Source organism: Micromonospora violae (assembly GCF_004217135.1).
GTDB lineage: Bacteria > Actinomycetota > Actinomycetes > Mycobacteriales > Micromonosporaceae > Micromonospora > Micromonospora violae.
On the sequence record NZ_SHKK01000001.1, the window covers coordinates 1310039 to 1335383 of the forward strand.

21 protein-coding genes are annotated in these 25345 nt (G+C 70.5%); 16 read left to right on the forward strand and 5 right to left on the reverse strand.

All coding sequences use genetic code 11. The features are described from left to right. Nucleotides 1–10 precede the first annotated feature (10 nt). From EV382_RS05755 to EV382_RS32610, 3 genes are read right to left on the reverse strand one after another with little or no spacing between them, the layout of a single operon-like run. Nucleotides 11–1492, reverse strand: a complete 1482-nt coding sequence (locus EV382_RS05755) for a hypothetical protein (RefSeq protein WP_130400564.1) — start codon at nt 1490–1492, stop codon at nt 11–13. Further along, a complete protein-coding gene (locus EV382_RS05760) occupies nt 1489–2268 on the reverse strand; it encodes a sulfotransferase family protein (RefSeq protein ID WP_165435724.1) in 780 nt (259 codons plus the stop codon). The genes EV382_RS05755 and EV382_RS05760 overlap by 4 nt, the downstream gene beginning before the upstream one ends. Beyond that, nucleotides 2261–3223 (reverse strand): sulfotransferase, encoded by a 963-nt coding sequence (locus EV382_RS32610; protein WP_165435725.1) that lies wholly within the window; start codon nt 3221–3223, stop codon nt 2261–2263. The genes EV382_RS05760 and EV382_RS32610 overlap by 8 nt, the downstream gene beginning before the upstream one ends. Before the next feature lie 258 nt (nt 3224–3481). Between EV382_RS32610 and EV382_RS32615 the strand changes: the two genes are divergently transcribed. The 15 genes from EV382_RS32615 to EV382_RS05840 all read left to right on the forward strand — a co-directional run bounded on the left by EV382_RS32615 (nt 3482) and on the right by EV382_RS05840 (nt 21851). Further along, a complete protein-coding gene (locus EV382_RS32615; RefSeq protein ID WP_165435726.1) occupies nt 3482–4765 on the forward strand; it encodes a glycosyltransferase family 4 protein in 1284 nt (427 codons plus the stop codon). Next, nucleotides 4762–5778 carry a sulfotransferase gene (locus tag EV382_RS05770; protein WP_130400567.1) on the forward strand — a complete coding sequence of 339 codons (1017 nt, stop codon included), beginning with the start codon at nt 4762–4764 and terminating at the stop codon, nt 5776–5778. Before EV382_RS32615 ends, EV382_RS05770 begins: the two co-directional genes overlap by 4 nt. A gap of 3 nt (nt 5779–5781) precedes the next feature. Next, nucleotides 5782–6693 carry a sulfotransferase family protein gene (locus EV382_RS05775; protein WP_130400568.1) on the forward strand — a complete coding sequence of 304 codons (912 nt, stop codon included), beginning with the start codon at nt 5782–5784 and terminating at the stop codon, nt 6691–6693. 109 nt (nt 6694–6802) lie between these two features. Next, entirely contained in the window at nt 6803–7480 is a 678-nt protein-coding gene (locus EV382_RS05780) for a hypothetical protein (protein WP_130400569.1), read from the forward strand. Nucleotides 7481–7656: 176 nt separating this feature from the next. Continuing rightward, nucleotides 7657–8475: a basic amino acid ABC transporter substrate-binding protein gene (locus tag EV382_RS05785; RefSeq protein ID WP_130400570.1), complete on the forward strand. Its 819-nt coding sequence runs from the start codon at nt 7657–7659 to the stop codon at nt 8473–8475. Between the two features lie 100 nt (nt 8476–8575). Next, complete coding sequence (locus EV382_RS05790; protein ID WP_130400571.1) at nt 8576–9370, forward strand: amino acid ABC transporter permease; 795 nt, start codon at nt 8576–8578, stop codon at nt 9368–9370. Between the two features lie 5 nt (nt 9371–9375). Then, nucleotides 9376–10203, forward strand: a complete 828-nt coding sequence (locus EV382_RS05795) for an amino acid ABC transporter ATP-binding protein (protein ID WP_130400572.1) — start codon at nt 9376–9378, stop codon at nt 10201–10203. A 318-nt stretch (nt 10204–10521) separates the two neighbouring features. Then, entirely contained in the window at nt 10522–11526 is a 1005-nt protein-coding gene (locus EV382_RS05800) for a multicopper oxidase domain-containing protein (protein ID WP_130400573.1), read from the forward strand. A gap of 164 nt (nt 11527–11690) precedes the next feature. Then, complete coding sequence (locus tag EV382_RS05805; RefSeq protein ID WP_244236555.1) at nt 11691–15491, forward strand: ThuA domain-containing protein; 3801 nt, start codon at nt 11691–11693, stop codon at nt 15489–15491. An 8-nt stretch (nt 15492–15499) separates the two neighbouring features. Beyond that, nucleotides 15500–17029: an OmpL47-type beta-barrel domain-containing protein gene (locus EV382_RS05810; protein WP_130400575.1), complete on the forward strand. Its 1530-nt coding sequence runs from the start codon at nt 15500–15502 to the stop codon at nt 17027–17029. 32 nt (nt 17030–17061) lie between these two features. Then, nucleotides 17062–18039 carry a hypothetical protein gene (locus tag EV382_RS05815; RefSeq protein ID WP_130400576.1) on the forward strand — a complete coding sequence of 326 codons (978 nt, stop codon included), beginning with the start codon at nt 17062–17064 and terminating at the stop codon, nt 18037–18039. Nucleotides 18040–18191: 152 nt separating this feature from the next. Further along, nucleotides 18192–19403 (forward strand): helix-turn-helix domain-containing protein, encoded by a 1212-nt coding sequence (locus tag EV382_RS05820; protein WP_130400577.1) that lies wholly within the window; start codon nt 18192–18194, stop codon nt 19401–19403. 424 nt (nt 19404–19827) lie between these two features. Then, nucleotides 19828–20106 (forward strand): hypothetical protein, encoded by a 279-nt coding sequence (locus EV382_RS05830; RefSeq protein WP_130400579.1) that lies wholly within the window; start codon nt 19828–19830, stop codon nt 20104–20106. Between the two features lie 85 nt (nt 20107–20191). After that, a complete protein-coding gene (locus EV382_RS05835; RefSeq protein ID WP_130400580.1) occupies nt 20192–20815 on the forward strand; it encodes a hypothetical protein in 624 nt (207 codons plus the stop codon). A gap of 100 nt (nt 20816–20915) precedes the next feature. Beyond that, on the forward strand, nt 20916–21851 hold the full coding sequence (locus EV382_RS05840; protein ID WP_130400581.1) for a cyclase family protein: 936 nt from the start codon (nt 20916–20918) through the stop codon (nt 21849–21851). A gap of 106 nt (nt 21852–21957) precedes the next feature. Here EV382_RS05840 and EV382_RS05845 read toward each other — a convergent pair whose 3' ends face one another. Together EV382_RS05845 and EV382_RS05850 are read right to left on the reverse strand one after the other, a co-directional pair. Continuing rightward, on the reverse strand, nt 21958–23094 hold the full coding sequence (locus tag EV382_RS05845) for a DUF1996 domain-containing protein (protein ID WP_130400582.1): 1137 nt from the start codon (nt 23092–23094) through the stop codon (nt 21958–21960). Nucleotides 23095–23300: 206 nt separating this feature from the next. Then, nucleotides 23301–23834, reverse strand: a complete 534-nt coding sequence (locus EV382_RS05850; RefSeq protein WP_130400583.1) for a hypothetical protein — start codon at nt 23832–23834, stop codon at nt 23301–23303. A gap of 203 nt (nt 23835–24037) precedes the next feature. Here EV382_RS05850 and EV382_RS05855 point away from each other — a divergent pair, with 203 nt between their 5' ends. Continuing rightward, nucleotides 24038–25291, forward strand: a complete 1254-nt coding sequence (locus tag EV382_RS05855; RefSeq protein WP_208758322.1) for a L,D-transpeptidase — start codon at nt 24038–24040, stop codon at nt 25289–25291. The last annotated feature ends 54 nt before the right edge of the window (nt 25292–25345 follow it).

The window sequence follows — 25345 nt, forward strand, 5'->3', positions numbered from 1 at the left end:
GCTGGCCCGGTTAGCGGACGGCGGCGAGGATCCGGTCCACCGGCTGGTCGGCGCGCAGCAGCACGGGCACGTCGGTCACGGTGGTGCCGGCGCCGGCCGCGCCCAGCGGGGAACCCACCGCCCCGGCCCGCGCGCCCGGCCCCGGCGGCACCGTCACCGGCGTGTTCGACGCCGACCAGAGCACCAGCGTGCTCGACCCGCCCCGGACGAACGCGACCCCGTTCAGCCGGCCGGCCACCGAGGCCGGCAACGGGGTGACGGTGGCGTCCCGGGCCGCGTCGGCGAGGCCCGCCAGCATCCGGCCGGCCTCGCGTTCGGTGCCGTCCGGGTCGAGCAGGCCGTAGCGGACCTCACTGCCGGCCGCGTTGTTCGGGTTGTACGCCAACGGCAACCAACTGATCTCGCTGATCCCGCCGGCGGCCAGCAGGCTGACCGTCTTGACCATCTCCACCGCCCGGCTGGCCGGCTCACCGTCGCCGTCGCGCCAGAACTGCCCGACCTCCCACGCCTGGATCGGCGTACCCGGCGGTGTGGTCGCTTGTAGGTAGTCCAGCAGCGGCGCCACCCCGGAGAAGTGCTCGTAGAAGTGCACCTGCCGGACGTCGACGGTGCGGTCGGCCAACAGCGACTCGGTCACCGCCAGGAACCGCAGGCTGCGGCTGTTCGTCTCGGTGCCGAGCGCCCTGCGCAGCTGCGCCTCCCCGGTCACCGCCGGGATCTGCTGCCCCCGCGTGCCGACCCGGCGCTGGAAGTACGCCTGGTAGGCGGCGATGGCCTCGGGCACCTGACCGGCGCGCACCAGCCGGTCGGCGACGCCCATGCCGTACGCGACGCTGCTGATGCCGGAGTCGACCACCAGCGCCTTCGGGTCGGTCGCGCGGATCGTCTCGGCGGCGGCCCGGACCAACCGCGCGTACTCCTCGGGGCTGCCGGCCCAGTAGCTCGGCGCGTTGACCTCGTTCTCGATGGCGTACTCCCGCACCCCGGACGGGCCGTAGCGCTGCACCACCGAGCGGACGAACCGCTGGTACGCGGCGAGGTCGGTGGGCATCGCCGACTCGGTCTTGTTGGCCGCGCCCCGGGTGTGGCGGGCGGTGCCGCCGGTCGCCCAGCACACGCCGGTGCGGATCTTCAGGTGCAGGGTGATGCCCAGGTCCCGGGTGCGCGCGGCGATCTGGTCCAATCCGGTCCAGTCCGGCCGGCCCGCGGTCCGTTCGATCTCGCACCAGGAGATCTCCTCGTACGTCGCCGAACCGGCGAGCCGGCGCAGGTACGGCCCGAACTGCTGGTAGCGCGACCAGTCCCAGTGCGCGCCGAACGGGTTGCTGACCTGCTTGACGGTGCGCTCCGGCGTGCCGGGTCCGGGTGTCGTCGTCGCGGAGGGAGCGGGCACCGGCGGCGGATCGTCGCCACCGGCGGTGCAGCCGGCGGTGAGCAGGACCGTGGCGGCCATGGCGGCGGCGACCGCGCGCAGCCGGCCCGGGCGGGTCACCGGTAGCCCAGCTCGCGCAGGGTCGGGCCGGAGAAGACCCAGACCAGCAGGCGGAGGAACGGGTCGAGCTCACGGCGGTAGGTGCCCACCCGGGAGCCGTAGATCGGCGCGGTGACGCTGGCGGCCGCCCGACGTCGCTCCGCCTCGGTGGTGTATTTCTGGGCGACGTCGTGCTGCTTGCTGTCGTAGTCGAGGATGCCGTCCTCCCACGGTTCGTCGAGGAACTCGAAGAGGGCCCGCATCGCCTTCTCCGGCTCGCTGACCGCCTGCTCGTACCGCAGCTCGTAGTAGCGGTCCGCCGGCAGGGTGGCGCCGACCGCCCGCGCGGCGCGGATGTAGCGCGGCCACTTCACCACGCACTTCACCGCGGACCAGTAGCCGAACCGTTTGCGGTGCGAGACCACCACATCGCGGCCGTCCCGGATGAGGTGCACGATCTGGGCGTCCGGGAAGACCTCGGTGACGAAGTCGAGCGACATCGCGTACAGCGGGGTCTTGTCGGCCCACCGGGTCTTGCCCCGCGCGGCGGCGTAGTCGGCGTGCACGCCGCCGAAGAAGTCCCGGATCCGGCGCAACCAGTCCTCGCGCGGGAAGCCGAAGCGGGCCAGCCGTTCCCAGTCCCGGCCGACGATGCGGCGCAGGTCCGGCAGGAACCGGGTCTCCGGCCCGCAGCTGATGCGCGAGTGCGAGTCCAGGACGAGACGCACCATCGTGGTGCCCGACCGTTGGCAGCCGACCAGGAAGATCGGCGCGGTCCGGGTTCCGGTCTCAGCCACGGTCGACCGCCTTCGTCGTCTCGGGTCGGGCGTCGGCCGCGGCGCGGTCGAGCCGGTCGGTCAGCTCGTCGCAGCGGTCCCGCACGCGCCTGTCGATCGGGAGCTGGCGGTGGGCTGTCGCGCCGTGCGACTCGCGTGGGGCGATGTGCGCGTGCAGCCGGGCATGGTAGGGGAAGTCGAGGAAGGCGCAGAGCCGCCGCAGCTGCGCGGCAGGGTCGGCGACCAGGCTGTCGTAGCGGCAGAGCAGCACGTCGCCGCGCTGGTCCAGGCCGAGGCGGAAGACGAGCGAGTTGCGGACGTACCAGAACAGCGCCGCGCCGCTGTGGGGATCCAACCGCTGCGGGTCGTGGGCCCGGATCAGCTCGACGGTGTCGGCGTCGAGCCGCTGCCCCTGCCACCGTCGGCCGATGCTGCCGTCGGCGATCGCCCGCAGGGCCCGCAGGTTGGCGTCACCGAACTTGGCGACCTCGGAGCGGGCCCGGTCGTCGACGTCGCGCCAGACCCAGAGCGCGCGCCCGGGTGTCAGCCCTGGCAGGGCCAGCAACTCGTCCACGCGGTGACTCTCGCAGAGCGGCTTGACCAGGACGTACGCGTGGCGGCTGCGCTGGATGACGGCGGTCAGCACCGGGTCCGGGCGGAGTTGGAAGCGGTGGAAGAGGGTGCTGTCGTTCTCGTTGCGGACCTCGACCTCGGGGGCGGCGTCCAAGCCGCGGACCAGCATGTTCGTGCCGGAGCGTTGCAGACCGACCAGGTAGACCGGCACCGCCGAGCCGGGCGACCGGCCGGCCCGCTGCCGCCAGCGTCGCTTCGCCAGTGCCGTGCGGACCCGGTCGACCGGGTTGAGGCGGTCCTCCTCGATGAGCCGTCCGATCCCCTCGGTACGCGCCCAGCGCAGGTGCCGCCCGATCCGGCGGGCGGTGTACGCGAGCGCGGAGGCCTCGTCGTCGGCTGCCACGGGTCCTCCTCGTCGGGCACCGGTCCGGCCCAACGGCGAGCGGATGCGACCGGCGGCAGCCAGGCTATCGGGAGATCATGGTGGGAGGCCAGGCTGCGGACCGCACGGGCAGACGAAGATCAACCGTTCAGCCACATGCCAAACACGAACTGGACTCGCCGACCCGCCCTGCATACCGTGGGCCCTGGCCGGGGCGGGCAGACCACGGTCATCACCTCCGGGCCTGGTTCGCCCGATCGACGTGAGCAGGCCGAGTCGATGCGCGTGCTGCATGTGAACAAGTTCCTCTACCGCCGTGGGGGTGCCGAGGGGTATCTGCTCGATCTCGCCGACCTGCAACGGGCTGCCGGTGACACGGTCGGCTACTTCGGCATGAGCCACCCGGAGAACGAGTCGCCGCTGCCGTACGCCGCGCGGTTCCCGTCCGAAGTGGAGCTGGAGCCGGCGCCGAGCGGGGTGCGCGCCCGCGCGGTGGCCGTCGGCCGGATGCTGTGGTCGCCGACGAGCCGCCGCGGGCTGGCCGGAGTGATCGACGACTTCCGGCCGGACGTGCTGCACCTGCACAACATCTACCACCAGCTGTCGCCGTCGGTGCTCGCCGCGGCCCGCGCGGCCGGTGTGCCGTGCGTGCTGACCATGCACGACTACAAGCTCGCCTGCCCGAGCTACCAGCTGCTGGACCGGGGCCGCCCCTGCCAGGCGTGCGTCACCGGTGGCCCGTTGCAGGCGGCCCGTCGCCGCTGCAAAGATGGATCTTTGTCGCGCAGTGGGCTGCTCGCGGTCGAGTCCTGGCTGCACCGGCAGCTCAACGCGTACGACCCGGTGCAGCTCTTCGTCAGCCCGAGCGGGTTCCTGGCCGACGTGATGCGCCGCGCGGGCGTCTACCCGGACCGGTTGCGGGTGGTCAACCACTTCGTCGACCTGACCGGCGTCGAGGCCAAGCAGACGCCCGGCGGCGGTGTCGTCTTCGCCGGCCGGCTGGCGCCGGAGAAGGGTGTCGACGTGTTGATCGGGGCGGCCACCGCGCTGCCGGAGGGGGTCGGTGTGGACGTCGCCGGAGACGGCCCGGCCCGCCCGGATCTGGAGGCGCTGGCCGCTCGCCGGGCGCCCGGCCGGGTCCGGTTCCACGGCCGTCTCGACAAGCCGCGCCTGCACGAGCTGATCCGGTCCGCGGCGGTGGTCGCCGTCCCGTCCCGGTGGCACGAGAACCAACCGATGGCGGTGCTGGAGGCGTTCGCCTGCGGCGTCCCGGTGGTCACCACCGACCTGGGTGGGCTCCCCGAGCTGGTCGAGTCCGAGGTGGATGGCCGTATCGTCGCCGCCGAGTCGCCCACCGCCCTCGCCGACGCGCTGCGCGGCATCCTGGCCGACCCCGAGCGGGCGTACCGGATGGGCCGGGCCGGCCGGGCGAAGATCGCCGCCCGGTTCGCTCCGCAGCGGCACCTGGACCAGATCCGTGGGCTGTACGCGGAGGCCGCCGAGGCGCTGCCGTCGCGGCGGCGGGCCGGTCGTGCCGCGGCCGGTGGGGGAGCGGCCCGGTGAGCCAGGTGCGGGTGCTCTACCTCGCCGGCAGTGGTCGCAGTGGCAGCACGCTGGTGACCACGGTTCTGGGGCAGTTGCCGGGCTTCTTCGCGGCGGGCGAGCTGCGGTACCTGTGGCGGCGCGGCATCCTGGAAAACCGACCCTGCGGCTGCGGGTCCCCGGTGGCCGACTGCCCGCTCTGGGCCCGTGTGCGCGCCGACCTGACCGACGCCGACCCGGCCGGGATCGCCGCCCGCCTGGCCGAGCGGCTGCGGCTGCGTCGGCTGCCCGCACTGCTGCGCCGCCACCGTCGAGGGCTGCCGCCGGTCGCCGGGCACCCCGACGACACCCACCTGGCCCGGCTCTACGCCGCGATCGCCGAACACGCCCTGGGCGGCCGGTCGGACGGTGTCATCGTCGACTCCTCCAAGCTGCCGCCGTACGGGGCCCTGCTCGGCGGCCTGCCCGGCATCGACCTGTACGTCCTGCACGTGGTGCGCGACCCGCGCGCGACCGCGTACTCCTGGCGTCGCCGACGCCCCCTCGACGGGCGCCCCGACGACCAGCTGATGAGCCGTCCGCCGGTCGGCAAGGCCGCGCTGCTCTGGCTGGTCTGGAACACCGCGACCGTACGACTGTGGGGCGGCCGCCGCGCGCCGGGCCGCTACCTGCGGGTGCGCTACGAGGACTTCGTGGCCGACCCGGCCGGCGCCACCGCCCGGATCGCCGGCTTCGTGGGCGCGAGCCCCGCCGAGCTGCCGTTCCCGACACCGAACACGGTGCGGCTCACCCCCACCCACTCGGTGGCCGGCAATCCGTCGCGGCACCGCACCGGGCTGGTCGACGTGGTCGCCGACACCGAGTGGCTGACCGGCCTGCCCACCCGCGCGTACGCCGTGGTGACCGGGCTGACCGCCGTCGCCCTGAGCCGATTCGGCTACCCGCTGCGCCGCCCGCCGGCCACCTCTCCCGCCGCCCGCTTCGGCGCGGACCCGGTCGTCTCCCCGTCACCCGCCACCCGGCAGGAAGGCTGAAGGATGCTCTCACTGGTGGTGGGCACCGGTCGCTGCGGTTCGACCCTGGTCCAGGAGCTGCTCTCCCGGCATCCCGCGGTCGGCTTCGTCTCCGGCCTGGACGACAAACTCGCCCGGCTCAACCCCAAGGGCAGGTTCAACGGCGCGCTCTACCGGCGCTCGGCGCCGCGCCCGCCGGGAATGACGTCGCTGCGACACAGTCGACGGCTGCTGGAGCGGGGTCGGTTCCGGGTGGCGCCGTCGGAGGCGTACCGCCTGCTCGACCGGCAGGTGCTGGCCGGCTTCTCCCGACCGTGCCGGGACCTGGTGGCCGAGGACCTGACGCCGTACGTGGCCCGGCGGCTGCGGACCTTCTTCGACGAGCGGATCGCCCGGCAGGGCTGTCAGCAGTTGGTGCAGCACATCACCGGGTGGCCGCGGACCGGCCTGCTGTACGCCGCGTACCCGGATCTGCGGGTGATCAACGTGGTGCGCGACGGTCGGGCAGTGGCCAACTCGTGGCTCCAGATGGGCTGGTGGGACGGCTGGCGCGGGCCGGACAACTGGATCTACGGCCCGCTCCCGTCGGACCTGCGCGAGGAGTGGGTCGAGTCCGGCCGATCCTTCCCGGTGCTCGCCGCGTTGGGCTGGAAGATGCTGATGGAGGCCTTCGCGCAGGCGCGGCTGCGGCACCCGGACGACCAGTGGCTGGACGTGCGCTACGAGGACCTGGTCGAGCAGCCGCGCGAGCAGGTCGGCCGGATGCTCGACTTTCTCGGCCTGAGCTGGTCGACCGCCTTCGAGAAGGGCTTCTCCCGGTACGACTTCCCGGCGGGCCGGGCGGCGGCGTACCGGGACGAACTCAGCCCGGCGCAGCTCGCCGCGGTGGAACGGTCGTTGGAGAAGCCGCTGGCCGAGTGGGGTTACCCGGTCTAGACGCTTCGGTCGCGGCGGCGGCGCCGTCGCGCGGGTGCGGCGACGCTATCGACGGGCATCATGCGGGAGGCTAATCTTTGGCCCCACATCATCGATGCGAGGAGATGCGATGGCGCGCCGTACCGGCCGACCCTCCTACCTGTTGGACAAGGCCGATGGCCGTCGTCGCCGCACCGTGCGCTCCGTGTCGGTCGCGGGCGCGATCGCACTGGTCACCGCGTTGCTGGGCGGGTTGGTCGGCTATCAGCTGGGCCGCCCGGACGCCACCGAGGCGACCATCGCGAGCCTCAAGCAGGCCGAGGCGAAGCGGGACGCTCAGCAGATCGCGGAATTGACTGAGACGGCCCGACGTGTCCGCGACCAGATCGCCCCGGTGCTGGCCGCCATCAAGACGGAGACGACCGCCGGACGTGCCCCGGACCCGGCACAGGCGCGCCAGTGGCAGGAGGTCATGCGCCAGGCGGCCGCGCCGTTCGCCGAGCCGCCGTCGGGGACCACCGCCACCAACGTGGCGCGTGGGGGCTTACGCGCGGCGGTCCAGCAGGCGTCGCTGGCCGTCGACGCCTACGCCCTGACCGCTGGCGTTCCGGCCGCGCAGCGCGCGGCCCTGCTGGACGTCACCGCGCGGCAGGCGGCCGAGGCCGCGACGATCTGGTCGGTCGCGGCGACCCAGCTCGACCAGGTCAGCGTCGACGCGGGCCAGGGCCACCAGCACGTGTTCTTGGACACAGACCCCGACGGTGGGGCGCTGACCCCGGACGGGGCGGCCGAGGGAACCGGCGGCTGAGGCGCTTTCCTGCCCAAGTGTCGGGTTTACCGGCGGGGGTGAACGTGCGGTATCGGCTGGTCGGCCGCAGCGTGATCTAGGGGCGACGCGCGAGATCGGGTACGGTCGCTAATCGCAAAGTCTATGAACCAGATTGGCTTTCTCCGCAATGGGAAGCCGAATCGGAGGGACACAGCGTGAGGTTTCCCAGCGTCGTCCGTCAGGCCGGTCTCGTCGTGGCCGTCACCGCCCTCGCGCTGACCGCGGGGTGCGCCAAGAAGGACGACAGTGAGGTCCAGGCGAGCGGTGTCAAGCTGGTCTCGGCGGGCAAGCTGACCGTCTGCACGCACCTGCCGTACCCGCCGTTCCAGTCCAAGGACGCCAGCGGCAAGGTGACCGGCTTCGACGTCGAGATCATGGATCTGGTCGCCAAGGAGCTGGGCGTCGAGCAGACGATCATCGACACCCCGTTCGAGGGGATCAAGTCCGGCCAGGACCTCAACACCGGCAAGTGCGACGCGGCTGCCGCCGGTATGACGATCACCGAAGAGCGGCGGAAGGTGATCGACTTCTCCGATCCCTACTTCGACGCCACCCAGGCGATGCTGGTGAAGACCGGCAAGACGTACAAGTCGCTCGACGACCTCAAGGGCAAGAAGCTCGGCGTCCAGGCGGCCACCACCGGTCGTGACTACGCCAAGAAGTACGAGGCCGAGAAGGGCCTGAAGCTCGTCGAGTTCGAGGACCTCGCCGCCCTGCAGCAGGCCGTCGCCAACGGCCAGGTCGAGGCCGCCATCAACGACCTGCCGGTCTGGACCGAGTACCTCAAGAAGAACCCGGGCGGGTTCGAGGTGGCCGCCGAGTTCGACACCGGCGAGCAGTACGGCTTCCCGGTGAAGAAGGACGCCAACCCGGAGCTGCTCAAGAAGATCAACGAGGTGCTGGCCAAGGCCAAGCAGGACGGCACGTACGACACGATCTACGAGAAGTGGATCGGCAAGCGGCCGAGCGCCTGAGCCGCAGAGCGGCCGAGCGCCTGAGCACCGCGTAGTACCGGAGGGCGTGCGTCCCGCGCGCCCTCCGTGTCGGTAATCTCCGGGAAGGCAACGAGCGAACGTGAAGCTGCGACGCCGCCAGCGGGAGCGGCTGTCCCTCGGGCTCCAGTACCTGGTCTTCATCGCCATCATCGCCGCGGTGCTCATCGCCGCGGACTGGGACAGACTGGCCGACGCGTTCTTCCGCGTCGACATCATCAAGTCGATGTTCCCGACGATCATCACCGTCGCGCTGCGGAACACCATTCTCTACACGTTGGGGGCGTTCGCCTTCGGCCTCGTGTTCGGCACCATCCTGGCGCTGATGCGGCTGTCCCGGGTGGCGCCGTACCGCTGGGTGGCGACGGCGTACATCGAGCTGTTCCGGGGTCTGCCGGCGCTGCTGGTGCTCTTCCTGGTCGGGTACGGCATCCCGATCGCCTTCCCGGAGCGCGAGATTCCGGGCGGGGTGTTCGGCTCCATCGCGATCGGCCTCGGCTTGACCGCCGCGGCGTACATGGCGGAGACGATCCGGGCCGGCATCCAGGCCGTGCCGAAGGGGCAGATGGAGGCGGCGCGAACGCTCGGCATGTCGCACTTCACCGCCATGCGCACGATCGTCGTCCCGCAGGCGTTCCGGATCGTGATCCCACCGTTGACGAACGAGCTCATCCTGCTCACCAAGGACTCGTCGTTGGCCTACGTGCTGGGTGTGACGGCGCAGACCATCGAGATCACCAAGTTCGGTCGGGACATGCTCAACGACCGGGTGAACGCGACCCCGTTGCTGGTGGCCGGCCTCGCGTACCTGGTGATCACCCTGCCGCTGTCGCAGGTGGTACGACGCCTCGAACTCCGCTACGCCAAGGCTCGGTGACCCCCATGACGACCACCCCATCCCGCCCCGCCGTGGAGATCCGCGACCTGCACAAGTCCTTCGGGCCGCTCGAGGTGCTCAAGGGCATCGACTTCGAGGTCGCCCAGGGCGAGGTGGTCTGTGTGATCGGGCCGTCCGGCTCCGGTAAGTCGACCCTGCTGCGCTGCGTGGACCTGCTGGAGGAGCCGACGGCCGGCAGGATCTGGGTGAACGGGGTCGAGATGACCGACCCGGACGTCGAGATCGACGCGGTTCGCCGCGGCATCGGCATGGTCTTCCAGTCGTTCAACCTGTTTCCGCACCTGACCGTGCTGAAGAACCTCACCGTCGCCCAGCGCCGGGTGCTCCGGCGGAGTCGGGCCGAGGCCGAGCGGATCGCGCGGGCCAACCTGGAGCGCGTCGGGCTGACCGACAAGGCCGACGCCTTCCCGGCGCAGCTCTCCGGTGGGCAGCAGCAGCGGGCGGCGATCGCCCGGTCGCTGTCGATGGAACCGAAGCTGATGCTCTTCGACGAGCCGACCTCCGCGCTCGACCCGGAACTCGTCGGCGACGTGCTCACCGTCATGCGCAAGCTGGCCGAGGACGGCATGACGATGATGGTGGTCACCCACGAGATGGCGTTCGCCCGTGACGTCGCCGACCGGGTCGTGTTCATGGACGGTGGGGTGGTGGTCGAGCAGGGGCCGCCGCAGGAGGTGCTCGGCGCGCCGAAGCACGAACGGACCCGCGCGTTCCTCTCCCGGGTCCTCGACCCGACCCACGTCGCGCAGCTCGGTCAGCCCGACCAGCCGCCCGCGCCCAGCCTGCCGGCGGGCGACCGCGACCACCTCTGATCACAGCTTCCGTACGTCCGCCCGCCGGGTTGCCTCATCGAAGGCAGCCCGGCGTCGTGCTGTGTGCTCCCGTGCGTCGACGGCGTGTGTCAGCTTCATGTCAATCGACGGACGTCGTGATGTCAAGGTAATCTTTTTGCAATCAGATCTGTACTTTCGTCGATGGATTAAATAAGTTTCTCTCATCCATCGAAAGTTCTGAGTCTTCCGAGCAAAGTTCGCGACGAGCCTCACCCTCAGTCGTGCCACCGCCCCCGTGCTCGGCGGTCGATGCACCCTGCCCTCGTCGCGTCTTCGCCCGGTCGGGAACGGAGACCCATGGACGAAAACGCTGGTGGCCCTCACCGCCACCTGTCCCGTCGATCGCTGATCGCCACCGGTGCGCTCGCCGCCGGGGCGCTGGGCGCGTCCGCCCCAACGATCGGCACCGCGTTCGGAGGCAGCCCCGCCCGGGCCGCCACCGGTGTCACGAAGAAGATCACCATCTACGCCGAGCAGTTGCCCGGCAACCTGTACGGATACGGCCTGGCACCCGGTCAGGCCACCGTTCCGGGACCGATCCTGGAGATGTACGAGGGTGACACCCTGGAGATCACCCTGGTCAACACCACCAGCCAGCGGCTGTCCATCCATCCGCACGGGGTGGACTACAGCACCGAATCCGACGGCAGCCCGTTCAACGCCTCGTTCAACAATCCCGGTGAGACGCGCACGTACGTCTGGCGCTCCCACGAGATGGTGGCGGCGGCGGGTCGGCGGTACATGCCGGGCAGCGCCGGCTACTGGCACTACCACGATCACGCGATGGGCACCGACCACGGCACCGGCGGTGTCGCGAAGGGGCTGTACGGGGCGCTGATCGTCCGGCGGCGTGGCGACATCCTGCCGTCGAAGCAGTTCACCGCCGTGTTCCACGACATGATGATCAACAACAAGATGGCACCGGCGACCCCGATGTTCGAGGCGAACCTGGGCGAGCGCGTCGAGTGGATCGCCATCGGCCACGGCAACCTGTTCCACACCTTCCACCTGCACGCGCACCGCTGGGCGGACAACCGCACCGGGATGCTGGAGGGACCGAGCGACCCGAGCCTGGTGATCGACAACAAGGACCTCAACCCCGGCAGCTCGTTCGGTTTCCAGGTGCTGGCGGGGGAGGGCGTCGGCCCCGGCGCGTGGATGTACCACTGCCACGTGCAGACGCACTCCGACGGAGGCATGGCCGGGATCTTCCTGGTGCGCAACGCCGACGGCAGCATGCCGCCGGGCGCCGAGGAGGCGATCCACCGGTTCCAGGGCCACACCCACACGCACGGAAGCTGACCGAACCGAAAGTGGGGACGGGCATGACCAGAAAACTACGACGAACCCTCGCCGCGGTAGCGGCCTTAGCGACACTGATCCCGGCGACGACGACGGCGGCTGCGGCCGCACCACGAACGGCGGCCGCTGCACCGGCGGCACAGCCACAGAGGACAGCGGTCCTGGTGTTCCACGGTCCGGTGGCCGAACAGCAGGACCCGGTCGCTCGCGCGGTGGACACCATCAAACAGCTTGGCGCCGGTCATGACATCGATGTCACGGCCACCACGGACCCGGGTTCCTTCACCGCGGCCGGGCTGTCCGCGTACCGCAGCGTGGTCTTTCTCTCCGCGACGGGCGCGGCGCTGAACCGCGACCAGGAGTCGGCGCTGCAGAGCTACGTCAAGGCCGGCGGCGGTTTCGTCGGCATCGCCGACGCCGCCCGCGCCCAGGTCGACTCCACCTGGTTCACCGGCCTGATCGGCACCCGCCCGGCCGGCGCCATCCCGGTGGCCGAGCCGGTGGCCCGGGTGACCGCCAATGGCGAGAACCCGCCCAACGAGACCAAGGAGAAGCTGACCGACGGCGACGCCAACACGAAGTGGCTCGTCCGCACCCCGACCGGGTGGGTGGCCTACGAGTTGGCCGCACCGAAGCGGGTCACCGGGTACGCCCTCACGTCGGCCAACGACTCGGCCGGCCGCGACCCGAAGGACTGGACCCTGCAAGGCTCCACGGACGGGCAGAGCTGGACCGATCTGGACCGCCGCACCGGGCAGATCTTCCCGGACCGGTTCCAGACCCGCCGGTTCGACATCGCCACCCCGCAGGAGTTCTCGCGCTACCGGTTGAACATCACCGCGAACAGCGGTGAGCCGCTGACCCAGCTCGCCGACCTGCGGCTGTTCACCGGCAGCACCACCGCCCCGGAGCCGCCCGCGGTGAACCGCGCGGTGGTGAACATCCTGGACCGCAAGCACCCGGCCACGGCGTCGCTGCCGCTGACCCTCACCCGCTCTGACCGCTGGGAGAACTGGGACCCGAACCCGATCGGCAGCGTGCACACCCTGGCCCAGGTGGAGGAGCGGCACTACGACGCGGGCGTGGCCGCCAACGGCGCGTTCCACCCGGTGTCCTGGTGCCGGGACTACGACGGCGGCCGGTCCTTCTACACCGGCATGGGCCACACCGAGGGCAGCTACGGGGAGGAGGCGTTCCGCGCGCACCTCGCCGGGGCCCTCAACTGGACCACCGGTCGCATCCGCGGTGACTGCCAGGCCACCATCGCCGCGAACTACAAGGTGGAGCGACTCACCGCCGCGAACCAGACCGGGCAGCTGGACCAGATGGGCGAGCCGCACGGGCTGACCATCGCCCCGGACGGCACGGTCTTCTACGTCGGCAAGGCGGCCTGCCCGAGCGGCCCGATCGCGGACTGGAACGACCCGAAGGTCGGCCTGGGCTGCGGCACCATCCACTCCTGGGACCCACGGACCAAGCAGGTCAAGCTGCTCACCACCCTGGAGGTGATGGGCAACCGGGGCAGCGGCTCCGAGCTGGTCAAGAACGAGGAGGGTCTGCTCGGCATCGTGCCCGACCCCAGGTTCGCCGAGAACGGCTGGCTCTACGTCTACTGGATGCCGCACGACTCGGTCGACCGGGTGAAGCGGGTCGGTCAGCGGACCGTCTCGCGGTTCACCTACGACCATCAGGCGCAGACCATCGACCAGGCGACCCGCAAGGACCTGTTGCAGTTCCCCGTGCAGATCCACAGCTGCTGCCACGCCGGCGGTGGCATGGCGTTCGACGCCAAGGGCAACCTCTACGTCGGCTCCGGTGACAACAACTCGTCGGAGGGGTCGCAGGGCTACGCCGGCAACAACTGGACCCAGGAGTACCAGGGCATCTCGTTCCAGGACGCCCGGCGCACCTCGGGTAACACCAACGACCTCGCCGGCAAGATCATCCGGATTCACCCGGAGCCGGACGGCACGTACACCATCCCGGACGGCAACCTGTTCCCGCCCGGCACCGAGAAGACCCGGCCGGAGATCTACGTGATGGGCGTGCGCAACATCGCCCGCCTCCAGATCGACCCGGTGCACCAGTGGCTGACCGCCGGCTGGGTCGGCCCGGACGCCTCGTCGCCCAGCCCCACCCTCGGCCCGGCGAAGTACGAGACGGCCACCATCATCACCTCCGCCGGCAACCAGGGCTGGCCGTACTGTATGGGCAACCGGCAGCCGTACCGAGACCGCAGCAACACCGACGCGACCGAGCTGACCGGCTGGTACGACTGCGACAACCTCAAGAACACCTCGCCGCGCAACACCGGACTGGTGGACATCCCGGCGGCCCGGGACAACATGATCTGGTACTCGCCCGACGGCGGCGGCCCGGTGTTCCCGGAGCGGACTGACGGCAGCGGCCTGCCGACCTACGTGGCCGCCGACGCCACCTACACGCAGCCCTACCTGCGCGGCGGCGGGCAGGCCATCATGTCCGGCCCGACGTATCACCGCAGCCTCGTCGACACCACCAGTGGCGTGGCGTGGCCGGAGCACTGGGACGGCAAGTGGTTCATCGGCGACCAGTCGAACTCCAACAACCGCGTCGCGGTCACCGTCGACCCGGCCGGCGTGCCGCAGGCCGCCCCACCGGTGTACGCCGAGTCGCTGCGGGCCATCATCCCCGGTGGCAACGGCGACACCAGGTTGCAGAGCTGGATGGACGCGAAGTTCGGCCCGGACGGCGCGCTCTACCTGCTCGACTACGGCGGCGGGTTCTTCAGCCTGCACCCGAACCAGAAGCTGATCCGGATCACCTACACCGGCGGCGCACCCACCCCGGCACCGGCGGCCACCTCGACCGCCGTGCAGAACAAGCCGTTGACCATCGCCTTCACCGGCTCCCGCTCCGGCGGCGTCAGCCACCGGTGGGAGTTCGGCGACGGCGCCACGTCGACCGAGGCGGACCCCCGACACACGTACGCCACGGTCGGCACCTACACCGCGAAGCTCACCGTCACGTACGCCGACGGTCAGAAGACGACGGTGCAGAGCACGGTGACGGTGGGCTGCGCGGTGCCTGACGACCGGCAGAACGTCTGGCTCGGCGACACCGACACCGGGGTGCCCAGTCGCACGGTCGGGCAGGGCTGCACGGCCAACGACCTGATCGACGACGAGAGCACCTGGGCCGACCACAACGGTTTCGTCCGGCACGTGACCGCGGTGGCCCGCACGTTGCAGGACGACGGCCTGCTCAGCAGCCGCGAGTCGGGCACCCTCACCCGGCTGGCCGCCGCGTCGGAGATCGGCCGGGACGGCCACACCGGGTACGAGGCGCTCTTCGACGGCACCGCCGAGTCGCTGCGTGGTTGGCAGCAGGCGCCGGCGGGGGAGTTCGGCATCCAACCGGACGGGTCACTGCGCTCCAGCGGCGGCCTGGGCATGCTCTGGCACACCAAGGAACTGGGCGACTTCTCGCTGAGGTTGCAGTTCCGGGACATCGCGCCGGGCACCGGCCGGGCCAACACCGGCGTCTTCATCCGGTTCCCGGACCTGCGAACGCCGCTCGACCAGCGCCCACCGGACAGCTGCGGCACGGTCGGGTCGGCGCGGACCTCGCAGGCCTGGATGGCCATCTACTGCGGACACGAGATCCAGATCTACGACGGTGACACCGGTGAGCCGCAGAAGACCGGATCGGTCTACAACTTCGACCCGGTGCCGCTGGGCCAGGCCGGGGTGACGCCGAAGAACGAGTGGAACGACTACGAGATCCGCGTGGTCGGGCAGCACTACACGATGATCCGCAACGGCGTGGTGATCAACGAGTTCGACAACACGCCCGGCAAGCAGTCGTCGCGCGCCGGCGACCCGCCGACCGACCTGCGGCAGTTCCTGCGCGGCTTCATCGGCCTGCAGAACCACGGTGACAACGACCTGACCGAGTTCCGCCACATCCGCGTGCGGGAACTCTAGGAGTGACGATGACCCGACGACTGAAAGCAGCGCTGGCGGCGCTCCTGCTCACGGTGATCCCGTTGGCAGCGGTGCCCGCCTCCGCCGCCCCGCGCGTCGCCGCCGACCAGGTGCTGACCTGGACCGCCGACGACAGCATCACCCGCTACAAGTCCGCGCCCACCACGGCAGTGGCCGGGGCCACCACGATCATCTGGGAGAACAGCGCGGCCACCGGCAACACCACCGGGATGCCGCACACCCTGACCTTCGACACCAGCACCGAGGGTTACAACCACGACGTCACCCTCAACATCCTGGCCAGCCCGTTCGACGCCAACGACGGCCGCCACCAGGCGACCGTCACGCTGACCCCCGGCCGCTACCGGTACTTCTGCTCCATCCCCGGCCACAGCTCGATGGTCGGTGAGCTGGTGGTCACCGAGGGCGGTGGCGGCGGCGACACCACCGCGCCGACGGTGACCGCCACGGTCTCCGGCGACCAGGACCAGGACGGCAACTACCTCGGCGCGGCGACGGTGACCGTGACGGCCACCGACGCCGACTCGGGGGTCCAGACCGTCGAGTACCAGGTCGACGACACCAGCTTCCACCCGTACACCGAGCCGGTGCGGGTGACCGCGATCGGCGACCACGCGGTGCAGTTCCGCGCCACCGACCAGGCCGGCAACACCAGCGCCGTCGGCTCGGTGTCGTTCCGGATCGTCGAGCCGGGGGAGGAGGACACCACCGCGCCGGTGGTCACGGCCGCGCTGACCGGCGACCGCGACGGTGACGGCAACTTCATCGGTACGGCCACCGCCACGTTGACGGCCACCGACGCCGGTTCCGGTGTGGCCACCATCGAGTACGCGTTGGACGGCGCCGCCTTCACCGCGTACGCGAACCCGATCGTGGTGAACACGGTCGGGATGCACATGCTGCACTACCGGGCCACCGACGTCGCCGGCAACACGTCGGCCGAGCAGATGGAACACTTCACCGTCGTCGAGCCGCAGGCCGCTGACACCACCCCACCCACTGTCGCCGCCACCGTGGCCGGTGACCGCGACGACGATGGCGCGTACGTGGGCGGCGCGACCGTGACCGTCACGGCCACCGACGACGAGTCGGGTGTGGCGACGATCGAGTACGCGCTCGACACCGGCGGCTGGACGACGTACGCCGCCCCGGTCGTCGTCCGCGCGCCCGGCGCGCACACGGTGCGGTACCGGGCGACCGACACCGCGGGGAACTCCGCCACCGAGCAGTCGACCACGTTCACCGTGGTGGCCGACGGCACCGACCGCTGCCCCGACTCCGACACCCGGGCCACCGTGATCATCGGCGGCGACGACACCGGTGTGCGCAACGTGGACACCGGCGACGGCTGCACCATCAACGATCTGATCGACGAACACGCCACCTACCCCGGCCACGCCGAATTCGTCCGGCACGTCGAGGCGGTCACCGCCGCGCTCGTCACCGGCGGCACGCTCGACCGGCGGCAACAGGGCGCCATCGTCCGGGCCGCGGCCCGATCGGACGTCGGCGCATGAACCCCCGAACCTCACCGACAGGGAGTACCACGATGCCCGGACGTACCGTCGTCAAGCTGGCCACCGTGAGCGCCGTCATCGCGGCCTCGGTGCTGGCCGTGGCGCCCACCGCACACGCCGACCTGGTCACCCACTGCATCGGCACCGGCGGCGCGGTGACCGTGCCCAACGACCTGCTCGTGCCCGCCGGCGAGTCCTGCTCGCTGACCGGCACCACGATCACCGGCAACGTCACCGTCGCGGCCGGCGCCAACCTGGTGGTGACCGGTGGCCGGGTCAGCGGTGAGGTACGCGTCGCCGGAAACGGCTACCTCGACGCGACCGAGACGACCATCGACGGCCCGGTGGTGCTCGCCGCCGGCGGGTACGGCATCTTCCTGAAGGATGCGCAGACCGGCAACGTCACGGTGCGCCCGAAGGGCTCCACGACCATCGACAGCTTCCTCTTCGCCGAGGCGTCCACGGTCACCGGGAACGTCACCGTCAGCGCCGGTGAGGTCCGGCTCGACGGGGGCACCCAGGTGCGGCGCAACCTCAGCAGCACCGGCACCTACTACACGGACCTGCACGACTCGTTCGTCGACGGCACGCTGTCGGTGCTCAACAGCGCCACCGGCAGCGTGGTGTGTGGCAGTGCGGTGCAGGGCCGCGCCACCTTCGCCGGCAACCTCGGTGGTGTGCAACTCGGCCCGAACGGTGGGCTCGACAGCTGCGCCTCCGGCGGTTACTGGGGTGGAGACGTGAGCATCACCAGCACCACCGGCGGCGTCACGGTCGACGACAACATCATCAACGGCCAGTTGACGGTGACGTCCAACGACCCGGCCGCCCAGGTGGCCGCGAACAACCGGATCCGTGGCGGCGTGACCGGTGACCAGGCCGCGGCCACCGCCAACCGGGCGGCGCGGGTGGCCGCCCCGGACCGGGAGGAGGCCGGCGACCAGCGGGCCGAGACCCGTCGTACCTCGGCGGTGCAGGAGGCCACCGAGGCGGGTGCCGCCCGGCTCTGACTGAACAACGCGACGGTGGTCGGTCACCCCGGTTGCAGGGGTGACCGGCCACCGCCGTCGTATTGGGCTATGAGGCGGCGGATAGGCCGCTAGTGTTGGGTGGCGGCGGCCTGGGCGCCGATGGCCTGTCCTGCGCTACGAGGAGGTCCGGGATGGATTCCTTGCCGGAGTTGACTTTCGGGCAGCGGTTGAAGGTCTACCGGGAGCGGTCGGGGAAGACCCGTGCGGTGCTCGGCGGATTGGTGGGGCGCAGCGCCGAGTGGGTCAAGGCGGTGGAGACCGATCGCATCCTGCCGCCGCGTATTCACATGTTGGATCGCATCGCGCGTGCACTCAAGGTCGAGGTGTCTGCCCTGGCCGGTGAGTTGGGCGCCCGGTCTGCTGTGGTCAACGGGCCGGAGCATCCGGCGCTGGCGTCGGTCCGGGACGCCGTGAACCGCTTCGCAATATCCGATGAGGCTTCTCCGGAGTCGTTGACGAGCCTGAGAAAGCGGCTTGCGATGGCTTGGCGGGCGCGTCATCAGGCGTCGGATCACCGGACGGTGCTGGGCGGGTTGTTGCCGGGGCTGTTGCGCGACGTGCAGCGCGCCGCGTTGGCGTACGAGAGTGATGAGCGTCGGCAGGCGCAGGCCCTGTTGGCGGAGACGTTCGGGTTGACGCAGATGTTCCTCGCCTATCAGCCCGCTGCGGAGTTGTTGTGGCGGGTCGCGGACCGGGCGATGGTGGCGGCGCAGGAGTCCGGTGACCCGGAGGCGGTGGCGTGCGCGGGGTGGTTCCTGTGCCAGGTGCATCGGGACGCCGGTGACTGGGACACCGCGATGGGGGTGACAGGGGACCTTCTGTCGGCGCTGGCGTCGCGTGCGGCCGACGGGAACACGAACCTGTTGGCGCTCTGGGGCGCATTGAACTTCGAGGCCGCGTACACCGCCGCCCGTGCTGGTGAGGAAGGTAGGGCTTGGCGGTACTGGGATCGCGCGGATCGGGTGGCGCAGCGCCTGCCAACGGGTTTCTATCAGCCGCAGACGTCGTTCTCGCAGGTCATCATGGGCGCCCATGCGGTGACCGTGGCGGTGGAGTTGCAGAAGTCCGGTGAGGCGGTGCGACAGGCGCGCCGCCACGATTCGGCGGCGATCCCGTCGAGGCCCCGCCGGGCACGCCATCTCATCGAGGTTGCGCGGGCGCACTACGGCAAGGACGACAAGGAAACGGCCGTGGCAACCCTCCGGCAGGCGTACGAGTCGGCCCCGGAGACGATTCGCTTCAACGGGTACGCCCGCCAGATTACCCTGGACCTGCTCGACGGCCCGCGTTCCACTCGTGACGACGCCCGTGACCTCGCGGTCAAGGTCGGGCTGCTCTCGTGACTCAGGGGTAGAAACCGTACCCATTCCGCCCCGCGACTCACCGTAGCTTCATGCTCACGGGATGCGGCGGGCGGTGCGGATATCGCCTGGTCGCCGCGTCCCCTCAGCGTCGAGGGCGGGAAGTCGTCCTCGTGCTCAAACGAGGGAGAGTCCGTGCGGCGCGTCTCGTATGACGAATACCTCTCGGCCACCGCGCTGACTCTTGCCCGCAGGCATCGGCCGGTGTGGTCGTGGCGGCTCTGGCGACATGTTTGCCGCTGCGGAGCAGACCTTCCATGCCGTGCCCGGCACAGGATTCCGATCAGTCGTGGCCATTGGCCGCAGGAAGGCGAGCAGTGAGTAACCGGCAGTGGGAGGCGATCATCGAGGTTGGCGTCCGATGGTTCGCCGGCAGGTGTAGCTCCGGCCTTCTGGCGGGTGCGCGGTGACCGTGCACGGCCCGGTCATGCCGATGTGGAGCTGCGGGGGCTGCGGCCTGCCCTGGCCCTGCCGGACCCGCAAGCGCGAGTTGCGCGCGGAGTATGCGGATGCGCCGGTGTCGCTGGCCCTTTACCTCGGGTCCTACCTCGTGCAGGCGACCGAGGACATGCCGTGGACACCGGCCGGTGTGCTGCACCGCCGGTTCCTCGGCTGGACCAGGGATGCCGAGCTGCCGAATCCAGCAGTACCGCAACAGTGTCAGTCCGTCCGAGCCGAGCCCTAGTCGACCAACGCCCTGGCCCGGCCAGTGTCGCCGCCGCCCGGTCCGCGCTTGTGTGGCGGTGCCGGCGTCGGAAGAATCCCCGGTCATGTCGGAAGATCACCAGCCGGAGTCCGGCGAGGACGAAATCGAGAGCTACGTCGTCGAGTGCGCCATCGACGCGGAGTTGGCCGGTCAGCTCATCGGGCTGGCCGACCTGCCGTGGCACGACCCGGGTGTCACCAGCCGGGCGATGCGGGACCTCGGTTGGTTCACCGACGGGGTGCCGACCGACGAGGCGCGCTTCGTCACCGGGGCCGGTCACGCCGTCTACACCGACTACGGTCTCTACCTGCCCTTCGTCCACTACTACCTGGTGGGCGGGGAGTTGTGGCCGGACGACTTCTGGGGCTCGCAGCCGGGCTGGTCGAGCCATCGGGGCGCCGGCCGTCCGGAGTTCGAGGCGTCCATCGACGCGGCCATCGACCGGTTCGCGCAACGGCTCGGTCCACCGGAGTGTGACGTCCGGACCGAGGGCAGGTACCTCGCCATCGGTAGCTACTCCTGGCGGTACGCCGCCTGGCGACGCGGCGGCACCATTCTCGTGGTCGGCCCGGCCCTGGACAGCTACTCCTACGGCCAGGACGAGGAGGCCGTCGTCTACATCGGCGAGTTCGCCCAGGACCGGCCGTTCCCGGCGGCCGCCGACTTCGTCAAACTGCTGCGCAAGTAGTCGTTGAGGCTGCCGTGCTCCAGCAGCGGGATAGCCTGCCTGTGGTGTCTCGAACCGCGGGACCGGAGGAGCCGGTGTTGGGATGACAGGTGGGCGACCGATGCCGACGCAGGACGACGTGCTCGGGTACTTCGACACGCTGTCGAACTGGGGGCGCTGGGGTGACGACGACGAGCGCGGAACGCTGAACCACATCACCGACGACGTCCGGCTGGCGGCGGCGCGGGCCGTACGCCACGGCCGGAGCGTGTCGTGCGCGTGGGAGGTTGCCGCACCGCAGGACATGGAGCGGTCGACGACGACGTGCCCGTGCGCCGCCGAGATGCCGGGTGCCGAGCACATGCCCGCGCACTTCCACGCCGACCGGCGGTGGGGTTTCTCGTCCGAGCGGCTCGGCATCTCGTTTCACGGCAACACCCTCACTCACCTCGACTCGCCGTGCCACATCTTCTGGGACGGCATGATGTACAACGGCCGGTCGCACTCGTTGGTCGACGCCGCGACGGGTTCGGCGTGGGGGGCCGTGACGGCGGCGGCGAACGGGATCGTCACGCGTGGTGTCCTGTTGGACGTCGCGCGGGCCCGGGACGTGCCGTGGTGGGAACCGGGGCAGGGGGTGTTCCCCGACGACCTCGAAGAGGCCGAGCGCCGTCAGGGCGTACGGGTTCGACCGGGCGACGCGATCCTCCTGCGTACCGGCTACGGCCGCTTCCGACACGAGAACGGTGCGACGAGCGGTTTCGCGCAGGCCGGGTGGCACGCGTCCTGCCTGCCGTGGCTGCATGAGCGGGGAGTCGCGCTGATCGGTGCGGACACGCCGCAGGATGTTCAGCCGTCGGGGTACGACGATGTGTTGATGCCGGTCCACGCCGTGAGTCTCGTGGCGATGGGTCTGTGGCTGCTCGACAACTGCGACCTGGAGGCGTGCGCGTCGACGGCCGTTGAGCTCGACCAGTGGGACTTCCACCTGGCGGTCGCGCCGGTCCGCCTCGCCGGTACGTCCGGCAGCCCGGTCAACCCGATCGCCACCTTCTGACCCGGCGACGCGAGGTCTCCGGCTTGCGTTTCGGCCTGGTCGCCGAACCGTCCACCGGAGACCTCGCTACTCTCGATCGCCAGCCGGCGACGATTCGCGGGTCAGCTCAGAAGTTGCCGGCCGAGTTGCACTTCACGCCCTGGTCGAGGCAGTTGCGCACCCGTGCGGCGAGCGCCTCGTCCTTCCACGCGTTGAAGAAGTCCGCGTGCATGGAGAACGACGTGCCGGACGCGAGGGTGATGCCGTCGGTGTTCGCGCTCAACGGGTACGAGATCACGAAGGAGACCGACGGGACGGGCACCGGGTGGCTCTTCGGGCACGCCCCGGTGTGGTCACCGTTGGCCATGTGCGCCTTGTGGTCCGGGCTGTCCAGGTGCTTGCCGTCCCAGCAGTCCGGGAAGGTGATCTGCCGGACGATGTTCGCGGTCTTGGCGCAGACCGGGAACGTCTTGTCGGCGCTGCGGCCGATCTCCCCGCCGATGCCGGCACACCAGAAGTGGTTGCCCTGCTTGTCCGGGGTGTCGACCTGATTCTTGGCGTTACCGGTGATCATTCGCAGGCCGAACGGGAAGGGCTGGGTCTTGCTCGGATCCTTCAGGCGGGAACCGTAGTAGACGGTCACCTCCTTCGGGTCCACGACCTTGCCGTTCTGGTACATCGTCGGCACCCAGTAGGCGGACTGGTCGTCCGGTGAGTTGCAGGTGGTCGCCTTCGCCGCCCGCAGCGATTCGGCGGTCGAGTTGGCGTTGGTCGACCTGTTACCCCAGAACGTGTGGTTGTGCGAGCCACCGATCAGCTTGGGCAGCACGATCGGGTCGTCGCTGTTGTGGTGGCTGGTCTTGCAGCCGACGTTGAATTCGGGCACCTTGACCGGGTTGCCGGTCACCGGCTTGGGCTTGCGGGCGAAGAACGCCTTCGTCGCGGCGGCCTGCGCGGCGGCGTCGATGGTGATCCAGCCACCGGATGCGGTGGGCGGAGCGGCGCTGGTCGGCGGCTTCGCCGGCTTGCCCGGCGCGGACGGGGAGGCCGACGTGCCCGGGGCGCTCGGCGTGGCCGACGGGTCGGCCGGGGTGGTGGCGGTCGGCGCGTCCGGGGCGGACGAGCCGATGCCGGTGTCGCTGGACGGGCCGGACGCGCCGGGAGTGGCCGGCGTTTCCTTGCATCCGCCGGCGAGCGCCATGCTCACCAGCAACAGGGCCGTGACGGAACGACGGCGTCGAGGGGTGGATCGGAGATCTATCAACGGGGGCGCACCTTCCTTCCGAGAAGGAAGAGTACGAGTTGACTCCCTGATCCTTTCTCGCTGAGACGATTAATTCTGCCTTAAATTGCGCTCAGCGATTGCCTGGTCAGCTTTGCGGAGCCGGCGCGGTGACATTTGAATCTCAATTCTTTGGTGGCTCGCAAAAAACTGTAATCGGCGACCGCGGTGGCACTCTGCTTTCCCGCTCAGCACTTGTCGCGTGCGGTGCGCAGGAAGGTCTCCCGCGACATGACCTTCGTCGAGTCCCGTCCGTGCGGCGCCAACACCTGGTCCGCGCCGATCCGGGACAGGTCCGCGAGGGTGAAGTCCACCCCGATGGCGTCCCGGCGACTCGACCCCTCAAGGCTGTAGGTGACCCCGGCGCGGAGTTCGGTGAGCATCTGGACGTCCACCATCACACCTGGCTCCGGGCCGGGGAAGTCGACCGGCTCGTTGACCTCCCAGCCGGCCGGCGGCTGACCCAGCAGGGGGACCTCCACGACCTCCGTCGCGGGTGGGCCGTCGACGCTCCACCTGATCAGGGGGCGGTTGCCCGGTTCATCCTGCTGGTCGTTCTCGTACACGCCGAGCCGCGCGACATCGTCGTCGCAGGTCACCAGAACGCCGACCGGTTGGCCGTCCTGGACGGCGAGAGCGACCAGCGGCTCGTCCGGCGGGGTGCAGGCGGTCAGGAGCAGGGGGAGTGCTAACAGAATCCATGGGTGTCGTCTTCTGCGCATGTCGGCAGCATGGCACGTCGCCAGCACGCTTCGATGCCCCGAGGATCACGGAAGAGAGGTGACACCGATGCGTGCCCGGCTGCCCGTTCCCCCCTTCGCGGCGTGATTGCCGAGAAACAGCGCGGGGTGCCGCCGACGCGGCGAGAATTGCCGCCACGGAGAAAACGGAAGCCGGGGGACGGTCGATGGGGTTACGTAGGCGAATGACGCTCATGGCGGTGATCGTCGCGGCGACGCCCCTGGTCCTCGCCGGGTGTACCACCGAGCGGAGGCCCGCCCCGCGTCCCGTCGTCGAGCCGGTGGCGCCGTCGCCCGAACTGACCCTCATGCCCGCCGACCTGTCCCGCGACGTGCCCCTGAGCGCCGAGGTCGTGCCGCGCGTCAGGGGCGGGACGATCAGCGCCGTGCGCCTCGTCGACGACCAGGGCGCGCCGGTCCGGGTGGAGCCGCGCGAGGACGGGTCGGCCTGGGTGCCCACGACGCCGTTGCGGCCGCAACGCACCTACACCGTCGAGGTGACCGCCACCGGCGACGCCGGCGGGACCACCACCCGTACCACCACCTTCACCACCATGGCGACATCGAACAAGCCGCAGGTCACCAGCACGCTGTACTTCGCCGACAAGCGGACGTACGGCACGGCGATGCCGGTGACCATCGGCTTCGATCCGCCCATCGACCGGGCGGCGCGCGCCGACGTACAGCGGCGGTTGTTCGTCACCACGAACCCACCCCAGCCGGGCGTGTGGTCCTGGGTGGACGACGGCAGCCAGGTCTACTACCGGGCTCCCGACTTCTGGCGGCCGGGCACGACGATCAGTGTCCGGGCCGGCCTCGAGGGCCTGCCGATCGGCCGGAACCACATCGGTGACGTCGACCGCACCGCGACCTCCAGGATCGGACGGCAGGTGGCGCTCGAGGTCGACAACGCCACCAAACAGATGCGCGTGCGGCGTGATGGCAAGCTGATCCGCACGATCCCGGTGAGCCTCGGCAAGCGCAGCACACCCACGTCCAGCGGCAAGATGGTGATCATGGAGAAGCACCAGAACACCACGTTCGACACGCGTGGCGAGCCGAACGGCGGCTACGTGGTGCACGTCAAGGACGCCCAACGGCTCACCTGGGGCGGCGAGTTCATCCACGGGGCACCCTGGTCGGTGTCGGATCAGGGCCACCGCAACGTCTCGCATGGCTGCACGAACATCTCGCCCGCCAACGCCGACTGGTTGATGACAGTCACCCAGATCGGTGACCTGGTCACCGTCACCGGCACCGAGGTCCGGCTCGAGTCGGGCAACGGCTGGACGCCCTGGAACGCCAGTTGGGGTCAGTTCGTCAAGGGCAGCGCGCTGCCCGTACCTGCGGATCTTCGACCGGCTCGGGCATCGGCGTCGCCGCCGCCCGCGGTCGCCGCTGGCACGCCGACGCCGGACCCGTCCGCCTCCAGCGGCTGACCCGCCGGGCACCGGGCAGGCTCTCGCCGCTTGCCGGGCCGCCCTACCCTCCGG